Source organism: Pseudomonas sp. FP2335, from assembly GCF_030687535.1.
Classification (GTDB): domain Bacteria; phylum Pseudomonadota; class Gammaproteobacteria; order Pseudomonadales; family Pseudomonadaceae; genus Aquipseudomonas.
The window spans coordinates 5,271,995-5,289,232 of sequence record NZ_CP117437.1 but is presented as its reverse complement, the minus strand read 5'-3'; the positions used below and the strand labels follow the sequence as shown (position 1 = coordinate 5,289,232).

The following is a 17,238-nucleotide window of genomic DNA, read 5'->3' as shown; positions in this document are numbered from 1 at the left end:
TACCCTGTGATGAGTTTCAGTGCCTCATCACAGGGCCGGGCTTACACGAAGCAGAGTGACAGCGACTCGGCGATGTAAGCGGGTTTTTCCTGGCCTTCGATTTCCAGGGTCGCCGTGGCCTTGAACAGCCATTGTCCGGGTTTTTTCTCGGTGACGTCCGTCAGCGTCACGTTCAGGCGCACCTTGGAATTGACCTTGACCGGCTGGATAAAGCGCACGCTGTCCAGGCCATAATTGACGGCCATTTTCAGGCCTTCGGGCATGATCAGGATGTCTTCCATCAACTTGGGCATCAGCGACAGCGACAGGAAACCGTGGGCAATCGTGCTGCCAAACGGGGTTTGCGCGGCCTTGACCGGGTCGACATGGATGAACTGATGATCGCCGGTGGCCTCTGCGAACAGGTTGATCCGCGCCTGGTCGATGGTGAGCCATTCGGAACGTCCCAGTTCCTTGCCGACATAATCTTTGAGCTGCGCTACAGGTACATAGGGCATTGCGTCTCTCCTTGGTTCATCGGTTTTTATAGGTAGGCGAAATCCATCTTAGATCATCATGGGCAACAGGCTCGGTCAACCCACCATGCTTTTGGCGAATGCCGGAGCATAGGGCGGGCGTGCTTATAATGCGGGCGGGTTTTGACGGGGGAGAGAACGGATGCTGTTACGTGGGCTGACATGGCTGGTGCTGTTCCAATTGATCGGCACGGCGATCAACCATTTGCTGCTGCCGATATTGCCGGGGCCGATTATCGGCTTGTTGCTGCTGCTCGGCTTTCTGATCTGCAACGGTGAGGTCGGCGAGCCCCTGAGCCTGGCGGCCGGCAGCCTGCTGCGTTATCTGCCGCTGCTGCTGGTGCCGCCGGCGGTGGGGGTGATGGTCTATGCCAAGGACATCGCGGCGGACTTCTGGGCTATCGTCGGCGCGCTGGTGCTGTCGCTGGTGATCGCCATGGGGTTTGTCGGTGTGCTGATGCAGCGCATGGTCAAGCGCAAGGAGAAGGATCAATGATCTTCGACTGGTACGGCGCGTGGGCCGCAGTGATTCACCACCCCTTGTTCGGCATTGGTATTACCCTCGGCGCCTATCAGTTGGTGTTGGCCGGTTTCGAGAAAACCCGTTGGATCTTCCTGCAGCCGGTGCTGGTGTCCATGCTGCTGGTGATCGGCATCTTGCTCACCTGTGGCCTGAGTTACGCCGAGTACCGCAAGAGCACCGAGATCATGGGCACCTTGCTCGGCCCCGCGACCGTGGCGCTGGCGGTGCCGCTTTATCTGAACCTGCGGCGCATTCGTCAATTGTTCTGGCCGATTTTTACTACGCTGGTGATAGGCGGGGTGTTGGCCACCGGCCTGTGTGTGCTGCTGGGCTGGTGGTTTGGCGCCGAGCACATGATGCTGATGACCATGGCGCCCAAGTCGGTGACGTCGCCGATTGCCATGCTGGTGGCCGAGCAGATCGGCGGCGTGGCGGCCTTGGCCGCGGTGTTTGTGCTGATCACCGGCGTGGTCGGCGCAATGGTCGGCCCGGCGTTGTTGTCGCGCCTGGGGGTGCACAGTCCCGAGGCGCGCGGCATGGCACTGGGCATGACTGCCCACGCCGTCGGCACCTCGGTGGCATTGCAGGAAAGTGAAGAGTGCGGTGCCTTTGCGGCGCTGGCCATGAGTCTGATGGGCGTGGCTACGGCGGTGTTCCTGCCGCTGGCTGTGTCGGTGATCGTTTAAACCGGGTTTAAGGAAACCTTTATGAGTCTGGCGCTGTTTCCGCTCAATACCGTGTTGTTCCCTGGCTGCACCCTCGACTTGCAACTGTTCGAGGCGCGCTATCTGGACATGATCAGCCGCTGCATGAAAAAGGGCGAAAGCTTCGGCGTGGTGTGCATCCTCGACGGCAAGGAAGTGGGCCTGGCCCCGGATGGCTACGCGTTGATTGGCTGCGAAGCGTTGATCCGCGACTTCAAGCAACAGGACAACGGCCTGCTGGGGATTCGTGTCGAAGGCGGGCGGCGTTTCCGCGTGCGTGATGCCGGGGTGCAGAAGGACCAGTTGCTGCTGGCCGAGGTGCAATGGCTGGACGAGGCGCCGGACCAGCCGCTGGAAGAGGAGGATGCCGACCTGCTGGCGTTGCTCCAGGCGCTGGCCGAGCATCCGATGGTGGCCTCGCTGGACATGGACACCCACGCCGACGGCCAGCAAGCCCTGGGCAACCAGTTGGCCTATCTACTGCCGTTCACCGAGGCCGACAAGATCGACCTGCTGCAACTCGACGATCCGCAGCAGCGCCTGGATGCGATCCAGATGTTGCTCGACGAGTTGCAGGGCGAGCTCTTCACTCAATAGGCGTATCGCAGCAGCGCGTGAGGCGTGCCGGTGAGGGCGATAAAGCTCAGGACCGCGACGATGGCCGGCAACAGTAGCCACCAGGCTTTGCGCGACAAGGCTGGCAGTGGGCTGCGCTGCTGGCTGAGGCTCAGGCTGAAGGCGCAGACGCTCATCGCCAGCAGGGTACCGGCGAGGATGTCGGTCGGCCAGTGCACGCCCAGGTAGACCCGCGACAAGGCGATGAACGCGGCGGGAATGCAGCCCAGCAGGAGCCAGGTCATGCGCAGTCGTGTCGGTTGCCCAAGGCCGGCCAGCATCGCCAGCGCCAGGAAAAATGCGAAAGAGCCCGACGCATGGCCGCTGGGCATGCTGAAGCTGGTCAGCGGGTCGGTGAGGATCTCCGGGCGGCCACGGGCGAAAAACAACTTGGCGGCGGTGTTGATCACGGCGGCGCCGGCCAGCGTGGCGCCGACAAACACCGCATGGCGCCATTGCCGGGCCAGCAGCAGCAAGCCGGTGAAGATCGCACTGGCAACGAACATCTTCTTGAATTCACCCAGTTGGGTGATCCGCACCATCACTTCGTCCAGCCATGTGCTGCGGTGCTCTTGTACCAGCGCGATCAGGCCTTGGTCGAAGTCATTGAGGTGGGGGTAGCCGATAAACAGCGCGATCAACAGCGTCAGGCTGGCGCAACCCACCCACAGCGTGGCCCGCCGATGGCCGCGCAGGCTGCTGTTCAGGCTCAGTCCCAGCAATATGGCGATAGATGCCGCGACAACCGCCGCTTCCGGCCAGAATCCCTGCGGCAATGGCAGGCGCAACGCCGCACCGGTCGCCCAGCCGGGCAGCAGGTAGGCCACCGACCAGCCAGCGCCCGCCAGAATACTCACGGCGACGAAGCGGGGGAGCGGCATGTCGCACATGCCGGCAACCATCGGCAGCATAGGGCGCAAGGGGCCGATGAAACGTCCGACCAGCAGGCTAGCAATGCCGTACTTGTGGAAGTAACTCTCGGCAGCGTTCATCCATTCAGGATGATGGCGCAGGCCGGGCAGGCGCCGGATGTTCTGATGGAAGTATCGGCCAAGGAAGTAGGAAATTGCGTCGCCGAGCAAGCCGCCGAGAAAGCCCAGCAACAGGGTTTCACTCAATGACAGCGCGCCGCTGCCGGCGAGTGCGGCGATCGCAAACAGCATCACCGTGCCCGGCACGATCAACCCGGCGATGGCCAGGCACTCCACGCACGCGACGATAAGCAGTGCCACCGCCAGCCATTCGGGGTTGAGGGTCAGCCAGCCGGTGATGCTATCGAGCCATTGGCCCATACAAGTCCACTCCATCTATTCTATTCAGCTTGCGCGCTTGGTAATGCGTAGCCCGAAACACTGAAGATCAAACTGTGGGAGCGGGCTTGCTCGCGAAAGCGGTGTATCGGTTGATAAAATCGGTGACTGAGCCACCGCTTTCGCGAGCAAGCCCGCTCCAACATAGGGTCTGCTGTGCCTGCGAATTGATGTTCAGCAGGCATAACTGGCCAATCAGTTCACATCAAAAAATAATCGCGACCTTCGACCTGGCCCCTGCGCAGCGGGTTCCGTGTGCAGTAAGGCGCGTAGCCAGCATCGACGAAGCGATACATCAGGTGCTCGTCGCGGCCGCTGGGGATGCCCAGGCGGGTGGTCTGGATGGTCTGCGTCGGCACCTGGCCTACGTCTTCAACGTAGAGATTCTGCGGGTCGAAGCGCTTGGCATCCCACATCGGCACCTTCAATCCCAGCGCCTTGCACAACAGCGTCTGGCCCGCACACAGCTTTTGCGCGGCGCGCGGGCTGCCATTGGCATCGGGGTTGTTCAGCAGCATCTGCGCCAGGCTCGCTGGCCCGGACAGTTCATCGACCCATGGATAAGCCGACTTTATCAGCACGGCATTGCCCGGCCCCTGGGCGCTGAAGTTCAGCGAATCACCGCCACGGGCGTAGTACATGTAGATGTGCCCACCGTCCAGAAACAAAGCCTTACGCTTTTCTGTGTAGCCGAGTGAGGCGTGGCTGCCTTTTTCGGCCACGTAATAGGCTTCGGTTTCGATAATTCGCGCCGAAAGCCAGATTTCACCGACACGATGACGTATGACTTTTCCGAGCAATTCCCGCGCGAGAATCTGCGCGTCACGGTCGAAGAAGCTGTCGGGCAGGGCGCTGGCGGGGCGTTGGGTGGCTGAATTGGGCATGGCGGTCAGGGGTTGATACGGCTAAAAGTGATGGAATAGTAACAACTCCCGCCTTAATTACCGCTGAACCCCAGGTTTTTACAGTTCATTTCGACCATCCGCCCCTCACCGCTGTCAGTCGAGCGGCGTCACAGCTATAATCTGCCGCTTTCCTCCCTGCCAAGACTCCCTGACTATGACTGAGTCCGTTCTTGACTACATGACCCGCCTGGGTCGCGCTGCCCGTCAGGCCTCGCGGTTGATCGCCCGTGCGAGCACTGCGCAGAAGAATCGCGCCCTGCTGGCGGCCGCCGACGCTCTGGATGCCTCGCGCTCCGAGCTCAGCGCCGCCAACGAACTGGACCTGGCCAACGGCCGCGCCAATGGCCTGGAGCCGGCACTGCTGGACCGCCTGGCGCTGACCCCGGCACGTATCGACGACATGATCGAAGGCCTGCGTCAGGTGGCCAAGCTGCCTGACCCCATCGGTGAAATCCGCGATATGCGCTACCTGCCGTCCGGCATCCAGGTTGGCAAGATGCGCGTGCCCCTGGGCGTGATCGGCATCATCTATGAGTCGCGTCCGAATGTGACCATCGACGCCGCGAGCCTGTGCCTCAAGTCCGGCAACGCCACTATCCTGCGTGGCGGCTCCGAAGCCATCAACTCCAATCGCGCCATTGCTACGTGCATCCAGCAGGGCCTGGCCGTGGCCGAATTGCCGGCCGAAGTGGTGCAAGTGGTGGAAACCACCGACCGCGCCGCCGTTGGCGCGTTGATCACCATGCCGGAATTCGTCGACGTGATCGTGCCGCGCGGTGGCAAGAGCCTGATCGAGCGCGTCAGCCGTGATGCCAAGGTGCCGGTGATCAAGCACCTGGACGGAGTGTGCCACGTGTACATCGACATCGCTGCCGACATCGACAAGGCGATCCGCATCGCCGACAACGCCAAGACCCACCGCTACGCCCCGTGCAACACCATGGAAACCCTGCTGGTGCACGCCGGCATTGCCGAGCGCGTGCTGCCGCCGCTGGCTGCCATCTACCGGGATAAAGGTGTGGAATTGCGTGGTTGCGAGCGTACCCGCGCGCTGCTCGGCGCGGACGTGATCGAGGCGACCGAGCTGGACTGGTACACCGAATACACTGCGCCGATCCTGTCGATCAAGATCGTCGATGACCTGGACGAGGCCATCGAGCACATCAACACCTATGGCTCCAAGCACACCGACGCGATCGTCTCCGAGCATTTCAGCGATGCGCGGCGTTTCCTCAACGAAGTGGACTCCGCTTCGGTGATGATCAACGCCTCGACGCGTTTTGCCGACGGCTTCGAGTATGGCCTGGGCGCCGAGATCGGTATTTCCACCGACAAGCTCCACGCCCGCGGCCCGGTTGGCCTCGAAGGCCTGACCAGCGAGAAGTACGTGGTGTTCGGCGACGGTCATGTGCGCACTTGATGGCTAAACGCATCGGGCTGCTCGGCGGTACTTTCGACCCCGTGCACATCGGCCATTTGCGCAGTGCCCTGGAAGTCGCGGATGCCCTCGCGCTGGATGAGTTGCGCCTGATCCCCAATTTCCGGCCGCCGCACCGCGATACACCGCAGGTGTCGCCGCAGCAGCGCCTGGAAATGGTGCGCCTTGCCGTTGAAGGCATCGCGCCGCTGGTGGTGGACGACCGTGAGCTCAAGCGCGATAAACCGTCCTACACTGTTGACACCCTGGAGCTGATGCGCGCCGAACTGGCCGCCGATGACCAGTTGTTTTTGCTTCTGGGCTGGGACGCTTTTTGCGGCCTGCCCTCTTGGCATCGCTGGGAGGAACTCCTCCAGCATTGCCACATCCTGGTTCTGCAACGCCCGGATGCCGACAGCGAACCGCCGGATGCCTTGCGCAACCTGCTGGCCGCGCGGTCGGTAAGTGACCCCTTGGCCCTGACCGGGCCGAACGGGAATATTGCATTCGTCTGGCAGACCCCGCTTGCGGTGTCCGCCACCCAGATCCGTCAACTGCTGGCCAGCGGTAAGTCGGTACGTTTCCTGGTGCCTGACGCGGTCCTGGCCTACATCGATGCGCACGGGCTTTACCGTGCGTCGAACTGAAAAGGCGTGCTTGAACGTACGAACAGTCGTACAGCGAGCACCCGAACATACGAGCAAAACGAGTTTTATATGACGAACAAAGACGTAAGCAAAGTTAAGCGCAAAGGCACCTTCAAAAGCGCCCCGCTGCCGGTTGAAGCCCACGTTGGCCCAGAGCTGGCTGGCGAAGAGCTGGTCAAAGTCGCCGTGGCGGCCCTGGAAGACGTCAAGGCCCAGGACATCCAGGTGCTGGACGTGCGTGACAAGCAAAGCATCACCGACTTCATGATCATCGCCACCGGTACGTCGAACCGTCAGATCGGCGCGATGCTCGATAAAGTCCGCGAAGCCGTCAAAGCCCAAGGCGTCAAGCCGCTGGGTGAAGAAGGCAAGGGCGACAGCGACTGGGTCCTGCTGGACATGGACGACGTAATCGTTCACATGATGACTTCCAACGCCCGTCAGTTCTACGACCTCGAGCGTCTGTGGAAAGGCGCCGAGCAGAGCCGTGCCGCCGATGGCAAGCACCACAGCCCGGAAGTGGGCCACGCGCACTTCGACAAGCTGAACAAAGACCAGGAATAAGGAACGGCTGTGCGCCTGCGTCTGATTGCTGTCGGTTCACGCATGCCCAAGTGGGTAGAAGAAGGCTGGCACGAGTATGCCAAGCGTCTGCCCGCCGAGCTGTCGCTGGAACTGGTGGAGATACCGCTCAATACCCGGGGCAAGAATGCCGATGTGGCGCGCTTTATCCGTCAGGAAGGCGAAGCCATGTTGGCCAAGGTCGGCCCCAACGAGCGCATCGTCACCCTCGAGGTGCACGGCAAACCCTGGAGCACCGAGCAGTTGGCGGTGGAACTGGATCGCTGGCGCCTGGATTCGCGCACGGTCAACTTCATGGTCGGTGGCCCCGAGGGGCTGGCGCCGGAAGTCTGTGCGCGGGCGGACCAGCGCTGGTCGCTGTCGGCGCTCACGTTGCCGCACCCGTTGGTAAGGATTCTGATCGGTGAACAGCTGTATCGCGCCTGGACAGTCCTGTCCGGGCACCCTTATCACAAATAGCCTGCGCCCCTCCCGATGACCCAGCCGATCCGCATCAAGGACCACGAGAAAGACGCACGTCTGGTACGCGCTCGCGTGGTGTTTGGTGCGTTTCTGGTGGTGGGGTTGATCGGCGTGCTGATCGCGCGCCTGTATTTTTTGCAAGTGATCCAGTACGACTATCACTCCACGCTGTCGGAAAACAACCGGGTGCATGTGCAGCCGATTCCACCGACCCGCGGGCTGATCTTCGACCGCAATGGCGTGGTGGTCGCGGACAACCGGCCCAGCTTCAGCCTGAGCATGACCCGCGAGCGCTCCGGCGACTGGCAGCAGGTCCTCGATGTGATCGTCGAAGTGCTGCAACTGACCCCGGAAGACCGGGTGGTCTTCGAAAAGCGCATGAAGCAGGGGCGCCGGCCATTTGAGCCGGTGCCGATCCTGTTTGAGTTGACTGAAGAACAGATCGCCCGGATCGCGGTGAACCAGTTCCGTTTGCCAGGTGTGGAAGTGGTGGCGCAGTTGGTACGGCATTACCCGCAAGGGCCGCACTTTGCCCACTCCGTCGGCTACATGGGGCGGATCAACGAGAAAGAGCTGAAAAGCCTCGATCCGGTCAACTACAGCGGCACCCACCATATCGGCAAGACCGGCATCGAGCGTTTCTACGAGCCGGAACTGCACGGCCAGGTGGGTTACGAGGAAGTCGAGACCAATGCCCGTGGCCGTGTGCTGCGGGTGCTCAAGCGCACCGACCCGGTGCCGGGCAAGGACATCGTGCTGAGCCTGGACATCAAGCTGCAGGAAGCGGCGGAGATGGCCCTGGGCGGGCGGCGTGGTGCCGTCGTGGCGCTGGACCCGGCAACGGGCGAAGTGCTGGCGATGGTCAGCCAGCCGAGTTTCGACCCCAACCTGTTTGTCACTGGTATCAGCTTCAAGGCGTATGCCGAGTTGCGCGATTCGATCGACCGGCCGCTGTTCAACCGCGTGTTGCGCGGCCTGTATCCACCGGGCTCGACGATCAAGCCGGCAGTGGCGATTGCCGGGCTCGACGCGGGCGTGGTCACGGCCTCCAGCCGGGTGTTCGACCCGGGCTACTACATGCTGCCCAACTACGATCACAAATACCGCAACTGGAACCGTACCGGTGACGGCTATGTCGATTTGGACACCGCGATCATGCGCTCCAACGACACCTATTTTTACGACCTGGCCCACAAGCTGGGGATCGACCGCCTCTCTGCCTACATGGGCAAGTTCGGCCTTGGCCAGAAAGTCTCCCTGGACATGTTCGAAGAATCCCCTGGCCTGATGCCGTCGCGGGAATGGAAGCGCGCGACCCGCCGCCAGGCCTGGTTCCCCGGCGAAACCCTGATCCTCGGGATCGGCCAGGGCTACATGCAGGCCACGCCGTTGCAACTGGCCCAGGCCACCGCGCTGGTGGCCAACAAAGGCATCTGGAACCGTCCGCACCTGGCCAAGACCATCGAAGGCGAGAAACCGGTGGACGAAAACCCGATTGCCGACATCGTGCTGCGCGACCCGTCCGACTGGACCAAGGTCAACCACGGCATGCAGCAAGTGATGCACGGCGCCCGTGGCACCGCGCGCAAGGCGGCGATTGGCGCGCAATACCGCATCGCCGGCAAGAGTGGTACGGCCCAGGTGGTCGCGATCAAGCAGGGCGAGAAATATGACCGCTCCAAGGTCCAGGAGCGCCACCGTGACCACGCCTTGTTTGTCGGCTTCGCGCCGGCGGACGATCCGAAGATCGTGGTCGCGGTGATGGTCGAGAACGGCGAGTCCGGCTCCGGTGTCGCCGCCCCCGTGGTGCGCCAAGTGATGGACGCCTGGCTGTTGGCCGACGACGGCAGGCTCAAGCCCGAATATGGCGGCCCCCCTTCAAGCACCGAGGTTACGGCCAGTGAAGAGTAATTTTGACCGCATCCTCTCCAGCGAGGATGTGATGCGTCGCCGCGCGACGTTTTTGCAACGCATGCACATCGATGGCCCGTTGCTGATCCTGCTGCTGACCCTGGCGGCCGGCAGCCTGTTTGTCCTGTATTCGGCCAGCGGCAAGAACTGGGACCTGCTGATCAAGCAAGCGTCGTCGTTCGGCCTGGGCCTGTTGTCGATGGTGGTGATTGCCCAGCTGGAGCCGCGATTCATGGCGCGCTGGGTGCCGCTCGGTTACGTGGCCGGTGTGCTGCTGCTGGTGGTGGTGGATGTGATGGGGCACAACGCCATGGGCGCGACCCGCTGGATCAACATTCCGGGGGTGATTCGCTTCCAGCCGTCGGAATTCATGAAGATCCTGATGCCGGCGACCATCGCCTGGTACCTGTCCAAGCGCACCTTGCCGCCGCAGCTCAAACACGTGGGTATCAGCCTGATCCTGATCGGCATACCGTTCATCCTGATTGTGCGCCAGCCCGACCTCGGCACCTCGCTGCTGATTCTCGCGGGCGGTGCTTTCGTGCTGTTCATGGGTGGCTTGCGCTGGCGCTGGATCCTCAGCGTGCTGGCCGCCGCCGTGCCCGTGGCGATCGCCATGTGGTTCTTCTTTATGCACGACTATCAGAAGCAGCGGATTCTCACGTTCCTCGACCCGGAAAGCGATCCGCTGGGCACCGGCTGGAACATCATCCAGTCGAAGGCCGCCATCGGCTCCGGTGGCGTGTTCGGCAAGGGCTGGCTGCTCGGCACCCAGTCGCACCTGGACTTCCTGCCGGAAAGCCACACCGACTTCATTATTGCGGTGATGGGCGAAGAGTTCGGCCTGGTGGGCATTTGCGCGCTGTTGCTGATCTACCTGCTGTTGATTGGTCGCGGCCTGGTGATCACCGCCCAGGCGCAGACGCTGTTCGGCAAACTGCTGGCCGGCGCCTTGACCATGACTTTTTTTGTTTACGTTTTCGTCAACATCGGTATGGTCAGTGGCCTGCTGCCGGTGGTTGGGGTGCCGTTGCCGTTCATTAGCTACGGCGGAACTTCGCTGGTGACATTGCTGTCAGCGTTTGGGGTTTTGATGTCGATTCATACGCATCGCAAATGGATCGCACAGGTTTGAATAAGGTGAAGATGTCAATGCAAGTAATGCGCGGCTGGGCGACTCGGCACGCGTCCTGGATGGGCCTGATTGGCCTGCTGGGCGCAACGCAAGAGGCGCAGGCCGGTGACTACGATGGTTCACCCCAGGTCGCCGAATTTGTCGGTGAAATGACCCGCGACTACGGTTTTGCCGGCGAACAGCTGATGGGCGTGTTTCGCGAGGCCCAGAAAAAGCAGGCGATCCTCGACGCCATCTCCCGCCCGGCCGAACGCGTGAAGCAGTGGAAGGAATATCGCCCGATGTTCCTCACCGACGCCCGTGTGGCGCGGGGCGTGGACTTCTGGCGCCAGCACGAAGCGGTACTGGCCCGCGCCGAGCAGGAATACGGCGTGCCAGCCCAGGTCATCGTGGCGATCATTGGCATTGAAACCTTTTACGGGCGCAATACCGGCAGTTACCGGGTGATCGACGCGTTATCGACCCTGGGCTTCGACTACCCGCCGCGCGCCGAATTCTTCCGCAAGGAATTGCGCGAGTTCCTGCTGCTGGCCCGCGAAGAGCAGGTCGACCCGTTGACCCTCAAGGGCTCCTACGCCGGTGCGATGGGCTTGCCGCAGTTCATGCCGAGCAGTTTTCGCGCCTATGCAGTGGACTTTGACGGCGACGGGCATATCAATATCTGGAGCAACCCGGACGATGCCATCGGCAGCGTGGCCAGCTACTTCAAGCGCCATGGCTGGGTAGCCGGCGAACCTGTGGTGATCCGCGCGGATGTCAGTGGGGAGCGCGCCGATGAAGGCCTGACCCAGGGCATCGAGCCGGCCAAGACGGTCGGGGAGTTGCGGGCGCTGGGCTGGTCGAGTCAGAATGCGCTGCCTGACGATATGCCGGTCACGGCATTCCGTCTTGAGGGCGAAAACGGCCCGGAATACTGGATGGGCCTGAAGAATTTCTACGCAATCACGCGTTATAACCGCAGTGTGATGTACGCCATGGCCGTGCATCAGCTGTCAGACATGCTGGTCCAAGCACGGGGCAACAAGTAATGCGGGTATCGCCGATCAACAAACCGCTCAAGCTGGTGGCGTTTGCCGCGTTGTCCTTGCTGGTTGTCAGTTGCTCCACCAGCCGAGGTCCGGCGCAGAAGTCCGGGGGGGCGGTAGTCCGTTCCCAGCCGGGCCTGGACATCAACCGCGCGCACAAAGACGGCGCGCCGTGGTGGGACGTCGATGTCTCGAAAATCCCGGATGCCACGCCAACCCTGCACACCGGGCCCTACAAGGCCAACCCGTATACCGTGCTGGGCAAGAATTACTTCCCGTTGCAAGAATCCAAGACCTACGTGCAATCGGGCACGGCGTCCTGGTACGGCACCAAGTTCCATGGCCAGAACACCGCCAATGGCGAAGTGTATGACCTGTACGGCATGAGCGCGGCACACAAGACCTTGCCGCTGCCCAGCTATGTACGGGTGACCAACCTGGACAACAACCGCACGGTGATCCTGCGGGTCAACGACCGTGGGCCGTTCTATTCGGATCGCATCATCGACCTGTCCTACGCCGCCGCGAAGAAGCTCGGCTATGCCGAAACCGGCACGGCGCGGGTGAAGGTCGAAGGCATCGACCCGGCGCAATACTGGGCCCAGCGTGGCAAGCCGGCGCCGTTGATGCTCAATGAGCCGACCACCCAGCAACCGCAAGTCAACGCGTCGGCCGGCAAGATCGAACAATGGACGCCACCGCCGCAGCAACACGCACCGGACACCGTGGTTGTACCGCGGGCCGCGCCTGGCGCCTCGCTTGCGGGCGGGCAATACCTGCAGGTGGGCGCTTTCGCCAACCCGGATGCGGCAGAGCTGTTAAGGTCGAAACTCAGCGGCATGGTCAACGCGCCGGTTTTCATCAGCTCCATCGTGCGTAACCAGCAGACCCTGCACCGCGTGCGCATGGGCCCGATCAGCTCGCCAAGCGAAGTTGCGCAAGTACAGAACAGTGTGCGCCTGGCCAACCTGGGGCAACCCAGCGTGGTCACCGCCGAATAACAGAGGATTGATGGCTCGGGCATGCATGCGTGCCTGAGCCGTGGTTGTTGGCTCGTTGAACAATAAAACCCAGGGGCAAGGGGTGAGCGGGCAACCGAACACGCGACAGTCTGGTAGCGGGCTGTCTGAATAAGTTTTGCCCGAGAGGGCAAGTTTCCATAAGCAATTTCGAGAGACGGATGAACATCACCACCTTAGCCAAACGCACGTGCCTGCTTCTTTCGCTGATCATCACCCCGGCCGCCTGGGCGGTCGAAATGGTGCCGGCTTCCCCGCAACTGGCTGCCAAGGCCTGGGTCCTCATGGATGCCGCCAGCGGCAACGTGCTGGTCGAGAGCAACGGTGACCAGCGTCTGCCCCCAGCCAGCCTGACCAAGCTGATGACCGCCTACATCGCGACCCTGGAAATCCGTCGCGGCCAGATCGGCGAAAACGATCCAGTGACCGTCAGCGAAAACGCCTGGCGCACCGGCGGTTCGCGGATGTTCATCAAGGTTGGCTCGCAGGTGACTGTCAGCGACCTGCTGCACGGCATCATCATCCAGTCCGGCAACGATGCCAGCGTGGCCCTGGCCGAGCACATCGCCGGCAGCGAAGATGCGTTCGCCGACATGATGAACAAAACCGTCGCTGACCTGGGCATGACCAACAGCCACTTCATGAACCCGACCGGCCTGCCGAACCCGGAGCACTACTCGTCGGCTCACGACATGGCGATCTTGGCGCGCGCGATCATTCGTGTCGACCCGGTGCACTACGCGATCTACTCCCAGAAAGAATTCTTCTGGAACAACATCAAGCAACCTAACCGCAACCTGTTGCTGTGGCGTGACAAGACCGTCGATGGCCTGAAAACCGGTCACACCGACGAAGCCGGCTACTGCATGGTGTCGTCCGCCGTACGTGATGGCCAACGCCTGATCGCCGTGGTCTTCGGCACCAACAGCGAGCAGGCCCGTGCGGCCGAGACGCAAAAACTGCTGACCTACGGTTTCCGTTTCTTCGAAACCCAGACCTTCTACCAGAAGGGTGCCGAACTGGCACAGGCGCCGGTTTGGAAGGGCGCGACCCACCAAGTCAAGGCCGGCCTGGCTGAAGACCTGACCCTGACCATGCCAAAAGGCCAGCTGAAAAAGCTCGCCGCCAGCATGACCATGAACCCGCAATTGGTTGCTCCAATCGCCAAGGGTGATGTGATCGGTAAAGTCGAAGTGAAGCTGGACGACAAGGTGGTGCACAGCGCCGACCTGATCGCGCTGGACGCCGTCGACGAAGGTGGCATCTTCCGCCGCGTGTGGGATAGCATCCGTCTATTCTTCTACGGCTTGTTCAACTGACACTGAGCATCTGCAAAGCCCCGCGTTGATCCGACGCGGGGCTTTGTCGTCGCCAAGGCTTACGCTTACGAGGCCGTTACGCCATGACCGATACCGAAGTAAAGGCGCCAAAGATCGAATTCCCAGTGACGGACTATCCCGTCAAAGTGATCAGCGATACCGGCGTGGGCAACAAAGACAAGATTATCGAGATCGTGCGTAAACACGCGACGATCAACGACAACCGGGTGGACGAGCGTTCGAGCACCAACGGTAAATACACCACGATCCAGTTGCACATCGTTGCGACCGGTCAAGACCAGCTCTACGACATCAACAGCGAACTGCGGGCCACCGGCTTCGTGCACATGGTGCTTTGATGCCAGGCGTCCTGGGCTTTCGCGAGCTCGGCCAGATGGCCTACGAGCCGGTCTGGCATGCCATGCAGCGGTTCACCAACGAGCGCGGTACGTCGGCCCCGGACGAAATCTGGCTGGTCGAACACCCGCCGGTGTTTACCCAGGGCCAGGCCGGCAAGGCCGAGCACCTGCTGGTGCCGGGGGATATTCCGGTGGTGCAGGTCGACCGAGGTGGCCAAGTGACTTACCATGGCCCCGGACAACTTGTCGCATACCTCTTGCTGGATGTGCGCAAGCTGGGGTTTGGCGTGCGTGATCTGGTCAGCCGCATGGAGGCTTGCCTGATCGAGCTGCTGGCCAGTTACGGCGTGAGCGCCGCGGCCAAGCCCGATGCCCCTGGCGTGTATGTGGATGGCGCGAAAATCGCCTCCCTGGGCTTGAGGATTCGCCACGGTTGTTCGTTTCATGGCCTGGCCCTGAACGTGGACATGGACCTCGCACCGTTTCGCCGGATCAACCCGTGCGGCTATGCCGGGCTGGCGATGACCCAGCTGAGCGAACACGCCACACCGATTAAATTTGCCGAGGTAAGTGCCCGGCTGCGTGCGCAGCTCGTCAAACACCTCGACTATGCTGAGCAGACGACCCTTACGGGCGGAATCGACTGATTATGACTACTGATGCAGTGCAAACCATGATCCCGACGGTGGACGTTACCGAACGTCCGGCCCCGGCCCCGCGTGCCAAGGTGGAAGCCGGCGTCAAGCTGCGCGGCGCCGAGAAGGTTGCACGCATCCCGGTGAAGATCATTCCGACCACCGAACTGCCGAAGAAACCCGACTGGATTCGCGTGCGCATCCCGGTTTCGCCGGAAGTCGACCGTATCAAGGCCCTGCTGCGCAAGCACAAGCTGCACAGCGTGTGCGAAGAAGCCTCGTGCCCGAACCTGGGTGAGTGCTTCTCCGGCGGCACCGCCACCTTCATGATCATGGGTGACATCTGCACCCGTCGTTGCCCGTTCTGCGACGTGGGCCACGGCCGACCGAAGCCACTGGACGTCAACGAGCCGGAAAGCCTGGCCATCGCCATCGCCGACCTGCGCCTCAAGTACGTGGTGATTACCTCCGTTGACCGCGACGACCTGCGTGACGGCGGTGCCCAGCACTTTGCCGACTGTATCCGCGAGATCCGCAAGCTGTCGCCGAACGTGATGCTCGAAACCCTGGTTCCGGACTACCGTGGCCGTATGGACGTGGCGCTGGAAATCACCGCCGCCGAGCCGCCGGATGTGTTCAACCACAACCTGGAAACCGTGCCACGCCTGTACAAGGCTGCGCGTCCGGGGTCGGACTATCAGTGGTCGCTGACCCTGCTGCAGAAATTCAAGCAGATGATGCCGCACATCCCAACCAAATCCGGCCTGATGCTGGGCCTGGGCGAGACCGACGAAGAAGTCATCGAAGTCATGAAGCGCATGCGCGAACACGACATCGACATGCTCACCCTGGGCCAGTACCTGCAACCGTCCCGCAGCCACTTGCCGGTGCAACGTTTCGTGCACCCGGACACCTTCGCCTGGTTCGCCGAGGAAGGCTACAAGATGGGCTTCAAGAACGTCGCGTCGGGCCCGTTGGTGCGTTCTTCGTACCACGCTGACGAGCAGGCCAAACTGGTCAAGGCGAACCTGGTTTCGTAAATACCGCTGCTCAAATTTGGGAGCGGGCTTGTGTGGGAGCGGGCTTGCCTGCGATAGCATCACCTCGGTGCGACTGATACACCGAGGTGCCTGCATCGCAGGCAAGCCCGCTCCCACATTTCGTTCTGCGTTATTTAGGGAGAATTGTGGATGAGCATTGCCGTACCTGCGTTGCGACCAGAAGGCACCATCGCCCTGATCGCCCCCGCCGGCCCTGCCGCACTGGACGTCGAAAAAGCCGGCCAATGGATGCGCGCCCGAGGCTACGAGCTGCACATCTTCCCTGGCGTCTACGAGCGCGACGGCTACCTCGCCGGCAGCGATGAAGTGCGCCTGCGCGACCTCCACGCCGCCTTCGCCAGCCCCGAGATCGACGCCATCTTCTGCCTGCGCGGCGGCTACGGTACGCCACGTCTGCTCGATGGCTTGGATTTCAACCTGCTGCGCGCCAATCCCAAACCGTTCGTGGGCTACAGCGACATCACCGCCCTGCACCTGGCGATCAACCGCCACGCCGGCTTTGTGACCTTCCACGGGCCGATGCTCAATGCCGACCTGCTGGGCGGCAAGCAACCGCCCACCGAGTCTTCGCTACTGGGCCTGCTGCGCGGCGATCTCGGTGCCGGTAGCGTGCTGGCGCACCCGGTGGCCTACCCGTTGACCACGATTGCACCTGGCATCGCTTGTGGGCGCTTGCTGGGGGGGAACTTGTCGATGATCGCAGCGGTGATGGGGACGCCATACGAAATCGATGCCGAGGGCATCATCCTGCTGATCGAGGACGTCAACGAGCCGATTTACCGCATCGACCGCCTGCTCACACACCTGCGCCTGGCAGGCAAGCTGGCCCAGGTGGCGGGGGTGCTGGTGGGCGATGTGGCGGGTGTGGACGGCATGGCGCTGGAGCGGTTGCTCAAACAGACCTTTGAACCGCTGTGCATTCCAGTGTTGGCCGGTTGGCGCAGTGGGCATTGTGATCCGAACCTGACGCTGCCGATGGGCGCGTTGGTGCGGTTGGATGCGGGGGAGCAGCGGGTGGTGTTGGAGCAGGATGTAGTCTTTAAATAGTTGTTGCCTGTGGTGCCGTCATCGCTGGCAAGCCACCACATCCGACC

19 protein-coding genes are annotated in these 17,238 nt (G+C 62.1%); 16 read left to right on the top strand and 3 right to left on the bottom strand.

The window, feature by feature from the left end; all coding sequences use genetic code 11:
* Window positions 1-41: 41 nt before the first annotated feature.
* Window positions 42-497: a MaoC family dehydratase gene (locus tag PSH81_RS23770; RefSeq protein WP_003194496.1), complete on the bottom strand. Its 456-nt coding sequence runs from the start codon at window positions 495-497 to the stop codon at window positions 42-44.
* 160 nt (window positions 498-657) lie between these two features.
* On the opposite strand from PSH81_RS23770, the gene PSH81_RS23765 reads away from it, so the two are divergent.
* From PSH81_RS23765 to PSH81_RS23755, 3 genes are read left to right on the top strand one after another with little or no spacing between them, the layout of a single operon-like run.
* Entirely contained in the window at window positions 658-1,011 is a 354-nt protein-coding gene (locus tag PSH81_RS23765) for a CidA/LrgA family protein (protein ID WP_226455811.1), read from the top strand.
* On the top strand, window positions 1,008-1,724 hold the full coding sequence (locus PSH81_RS23760; protein WP_226455810.1) for an LrgB family protein: 717 nt from the start codon (window positions 1,008-1,010) through the stop codon (window positions 1,722-1,724). The genes PSH81_RS23765 and PSH81_RS23760 overlap by 4 nt, the downstream gene beginning before the upstream one ends.
* 21 nt (window positions 1,725-1,745) lie before the next feature.
* The gene (locus PSH81_RS23755) at window positions 1,746-2,339 is read left to right on the top strand and encodes an LON peptidase substrate-binding domain-containing protein (protein WP_226455809.1); all 594 of its coding nucleotides are present in this window, start codon (window positions 1,746-1,748) and stop codon (window positions 2,337-2,339) included.
* Here the strand turns inward: PSH81_RS23755 and PSH81_RS23750 are convergent.
* Together PSH81_RS23750 and PSH81_RS23745 are read right to left on the bottom strand one after the other, a co-directional pair.
* On the bottom strand, window positions 2,333-3,649 hold the full coding sequence (locus tag PSH81_RS23750) for a bifunctional DedA family/phosphatase PAP2 family protein (RefSeq protein ID WP_226455808.1): 1,317 nt from the start codon (window positions 3,647-3,649) through the stop codon (window positions 2,333-2,335). The genes PSH81_RS23755 and PSH81_RS23750 overlap by 7 nt on opposite strands.
* A gap of 218 nt (window positions 3,650-3,867) precedes the next feature.
* On the bottom strand, window positions 3,868-4,551 hold the full coding sequence (locus PSH81_RS23745; protein WP_226455807.1) for a DNA-3-methyladenine glycosylase: 684 nt from the start codon (window positions 4,549-4,551) through the stop codon (window positions 3,868-3,870).
* Between the two features lie 175 nt (window positions 4,552-4,726).
* Here PSH81_RS23745 and PSH81_RS23740 point away from each other — a divergent pair, with 175 nt between their 5' ends.
* The 13 genes from PSH81_RS23740 (at window position 4,727) to PSH81_RS23680 (ending at window position 17,191) form a co-directional block, all read left to right on the top strand.
* Entirely contained in the window at window positions 4,727-5,992 is a 1,266-nt protein-coding gene (locus PSH81_RS23740; RefSeq protein ID WP_192299038.1) for a glutamate-5-semialdehyde dehydrogenase, read from the top strand.
* A complete protein-coding gene (gene nadD / locus PSH81_RS23735) occupies window positions 5,992-6,636 on the top strand; it encodes a nicotinate-nucleotide adenylyltransferase (protein ID WP_120450098.1) in 645 nt (214 codons plus the stop codon). Before PSH81_RS23740 ends, nadD begins: the two co-directional genes overlap by 1 nt.
* A gap of 69 nt (window positions 6,637-6,705) precedes the next feature.
* Complete coding sequence (gene rsfS / locus PSH81_RS23730; RefSeq protein WP_003176298.1) at window positions 6,706-7,200, top strand: ribosome silencing factor; 495 nt, start codon at window positions 6,706-6,708, stop codon at window positions 7,198-7,200.
* A gap of 9 nt (window positions 7,201-7,209) precedes the next feature.
* A complete protein-coding gene (gene rlmH / locus PSH81_RS23725) occupies window positions 7,210-7,677 on the top strand; it encodes a 23S rRNA (pseudouridine(1915)-N(3))-methyltransferase RlmH (RefSeq protein WP_003176297.1) in 468 nt (155 codons plus the stop codon).
* A 15-nt stretch (window positions 7,678-7,692) separates the two neighbouring features.
* Window positions 7,693-9,591, top strand: a complete 1,899-nt coding sequence (gene mrdA, locus PSH81_RS23720) for a penicillin-binding protein 2 (RefSeq protein WP_192299036.1) — start codon at window positions 7,693-7,695, stop codon at window positions 9,589-9,591.
* A gap of 31 nt (window positions 9,592-9,622) precedes the next feature.
* Window positions 9,623-10,726, top strand: coding sequence for a rod shape-determining protein RodA (gene rodA, locus PSH81_RS23715; protein WP_305392803.1), 1,104 nt, complete (start codon window positions 9,623-9,625; stop codon window positions 10,724-10,726).
* Between the two features lie 17 nt (window positions 10,727-10,743).
* Window positions 10,744-11,754, top strand: a complete 1,011-nt coding sequence (mltB, locus tag PSH81_RS23710) for a lytic murein transglycosylase B (protein ID WP_192299035.1) — start codon at window positions 10,744-10,746, stop codon at window positions 11,752-11,754.
* Window positions 11,754-12,752 carry a septal ring lytic transglycosylase RlpA family protein gene (locus tag PSH81_RS23705; RefSeq protein ID WP_192299034.1) on the top strand — a complete coding sequence of 333 codons (999 nt, stop codon included), beginning with the start codon at window positions 11,754-11,756 and terminating at the stop codon, window positions 12,750-12,752. The genes mltB and PSH81_RS23705 overlap by 1 nt, the downstream gene beginning before the upstream one ends.
* A gap of 179 nt (window positions 12,753-12,931) precedes the next feature.
* Window positions 12,932-14,089: a D-alanyl-D-alanine carboxypeptidase family protein gene (locus PSH81_RS23700; protein WP_192299033.1), complete on the top strand. Its 1,158-nt coding sequence runs from the start codon at window positions 12,932-12,934 to the stop codon at window positions 14,087-14,089.
* A gap of 83 nt (window positions 14,090-14,172) precedes the next feature.
* On the top strand, window positions 14,173-14,448 hold the full coding sequence (locus tag PSH81_RS23695) for a DUF493 domain-containing protein (protein WP_192299032.1): 276 nt from the start codon (window positions 14,173-14,175) through the stop codon (window positions 14,446-14,448).
* On the top strand, window positions 14,448-15,095 hold the full coding sequence (lipB, locus tag PSH81_RS23690) for a lipoyl(octanoyl) transferase LipB (RefSeq protein WP_226455805.1): 648 nt from the start codon (window positions 14,448-14,450) through the stop codon (window positions 15,093-15,095). Before PSH81_RS23695 ends, lipB begins: the two co-directional genes overlap by 1 nt.
* A gap of 26 nt (window positions 15,096-15,121) precedes the next feature.
* Entirely contained in the window at window positions 15,122-16,123 is a 1,002-nt protein-coding gene (lipA, locus tag PSH81_RS23685) for a lipoyl synthase (protein WP_305392802.1), read from the top strand.
* A gap of 150 nt (window positions 16,124-16,273) precedes the next feature.
* Entirely contained in the window at window positions 16,274-17,191 is a 918-nt protein-coding gene (locus PSH81_RS23680; protein ID WP_305391590.1) for an LD-carboxypeptidase, read from the top strand.
* The last annotated feature ends 47 nt before the right edge of the window (window positions 17,192-17,238 follow it).

Bases quoted from the DNA above. Each gene is read 5' to 3' on its own strand.
- PSH81_RS23750 (WP_226455808.1), bottom strand. From the start codon at position 3,649: ATGGGCCAATGGCTCGATAGCATCACCGGCTGGCTGACCCTCAACCCC.
- PSH81_RS23680 (WP_305391590.1), top strand. From the start codon at position 16,274: ATGAGCATTGCCGTACCTGCGTTGCGACCAGAAGGCACCATCGCCCTG.
- PSH81_RS23765 (WP_226455811.1), top strand. From the start codon at position 658: ATGCTGTTACGTGGGCTGACATGGCTGGTGCTGTTCCAATTGATCGGC.
- lipA (WP_305392802.1), top strand. From the start codon at position 15,122: ATGATCCCGACGGTGGACGTTACCGAACGTCCGGCCCCGGCCCCGCGT.
- PSH81_RS23705 (WP_192299034.1), top strand. From the start codon at position 11,754: ATGCGGGTATCGCCGATCAACAAACCGCTCAAGCTGGTGGCGTTTGCC.
- PSH81_RS23740 (WP_192299038.1), top strand. From the start codon at position 4,727: ATGACTGAGTCCGTTCTTGACTACATGACCCGCCTGGGTCGCGCTGCC.
- PSH81_RS23695 (WP_192299032.1), top strand. From the start codon at position 14,173: ATGACCGATACCGAAGTAAAGGCGCCAAAGATCGAATTCCCAGTGACG.
- PSH81_RS23700 (WP_192299033.1), top strand. From the start codon at position 12,932: ATGAACATCACCACCTTAGCCAAACGCACGTGCCTGCTTCTTTCGCTG.
- PSH81_RS23755 (WP_226455809.1), top strand. From the start codon at position 1,746: ATGAGTCTGGCGCTGTTTCCGCTCAATACCGTGTTGTTCCCTGGCTGC.
- nadD (WP_120450098.1), top strand. From the start codon at position 5,992: ATGGCTAAACGCATCGGGCTGCTCGGCGGTACTTTCGACCCCGTGCAC.
- rsfS (WP_003176298.1), top strand. From the start codon at position 6,706: ATGACGAACAAAGACGTAAGCAAAGTTAAGCGCAAAGGCACCTTCAAA.
- mrdA (WP_192299036.1), top strand. From the start codon at position 7,693: ATGACCCAGCCGATCCGCATCAAGGACCACGAGAAAGACGCACGTCTG.
- PSH81_RS23760 (WP_226455810.1), top strand. From the start codon at position 1,008: ATGATCTTCGACTGGTACGGCGCGTGGGCCGCAGTGATTCACCACCCC.
- PSH81_RS23770 (WP_003194496.1), bottom strand. From the start codon at position 497: ATGCCCTATGTACCTGTAGCGCAGCTCAAAGATTATGTCGGCAAGGAA.
- lipB (WP_226455805.1), top strand. From the start codon at position 14,448: ATGCCAGGCGTCCTGGGCTTTCGCGAGCTCGGCCAGATGGCCTACGAG.
- rodA (WP_305392803.1), top strand. From the start codon at position 9,623: ATGCGTCGCCGCGCGACGTTTTTGCAACGCATGCACATCGATGGCCCG.
- mltB (WP_192299035.1), top strand. From the start codon at position 10,744: ATGCAAGTAATGCGCGGCTGGGCGACTCGGCACGCGTCCTGGATGGGC.
- PSH81_RS23745 (WP_226455807.1), bottom strand. From the start codon at position 4,551: ATGCCCAATTCAGCCACCCAACGCCCCGCCAGCGCCCTGCCCGACAGC.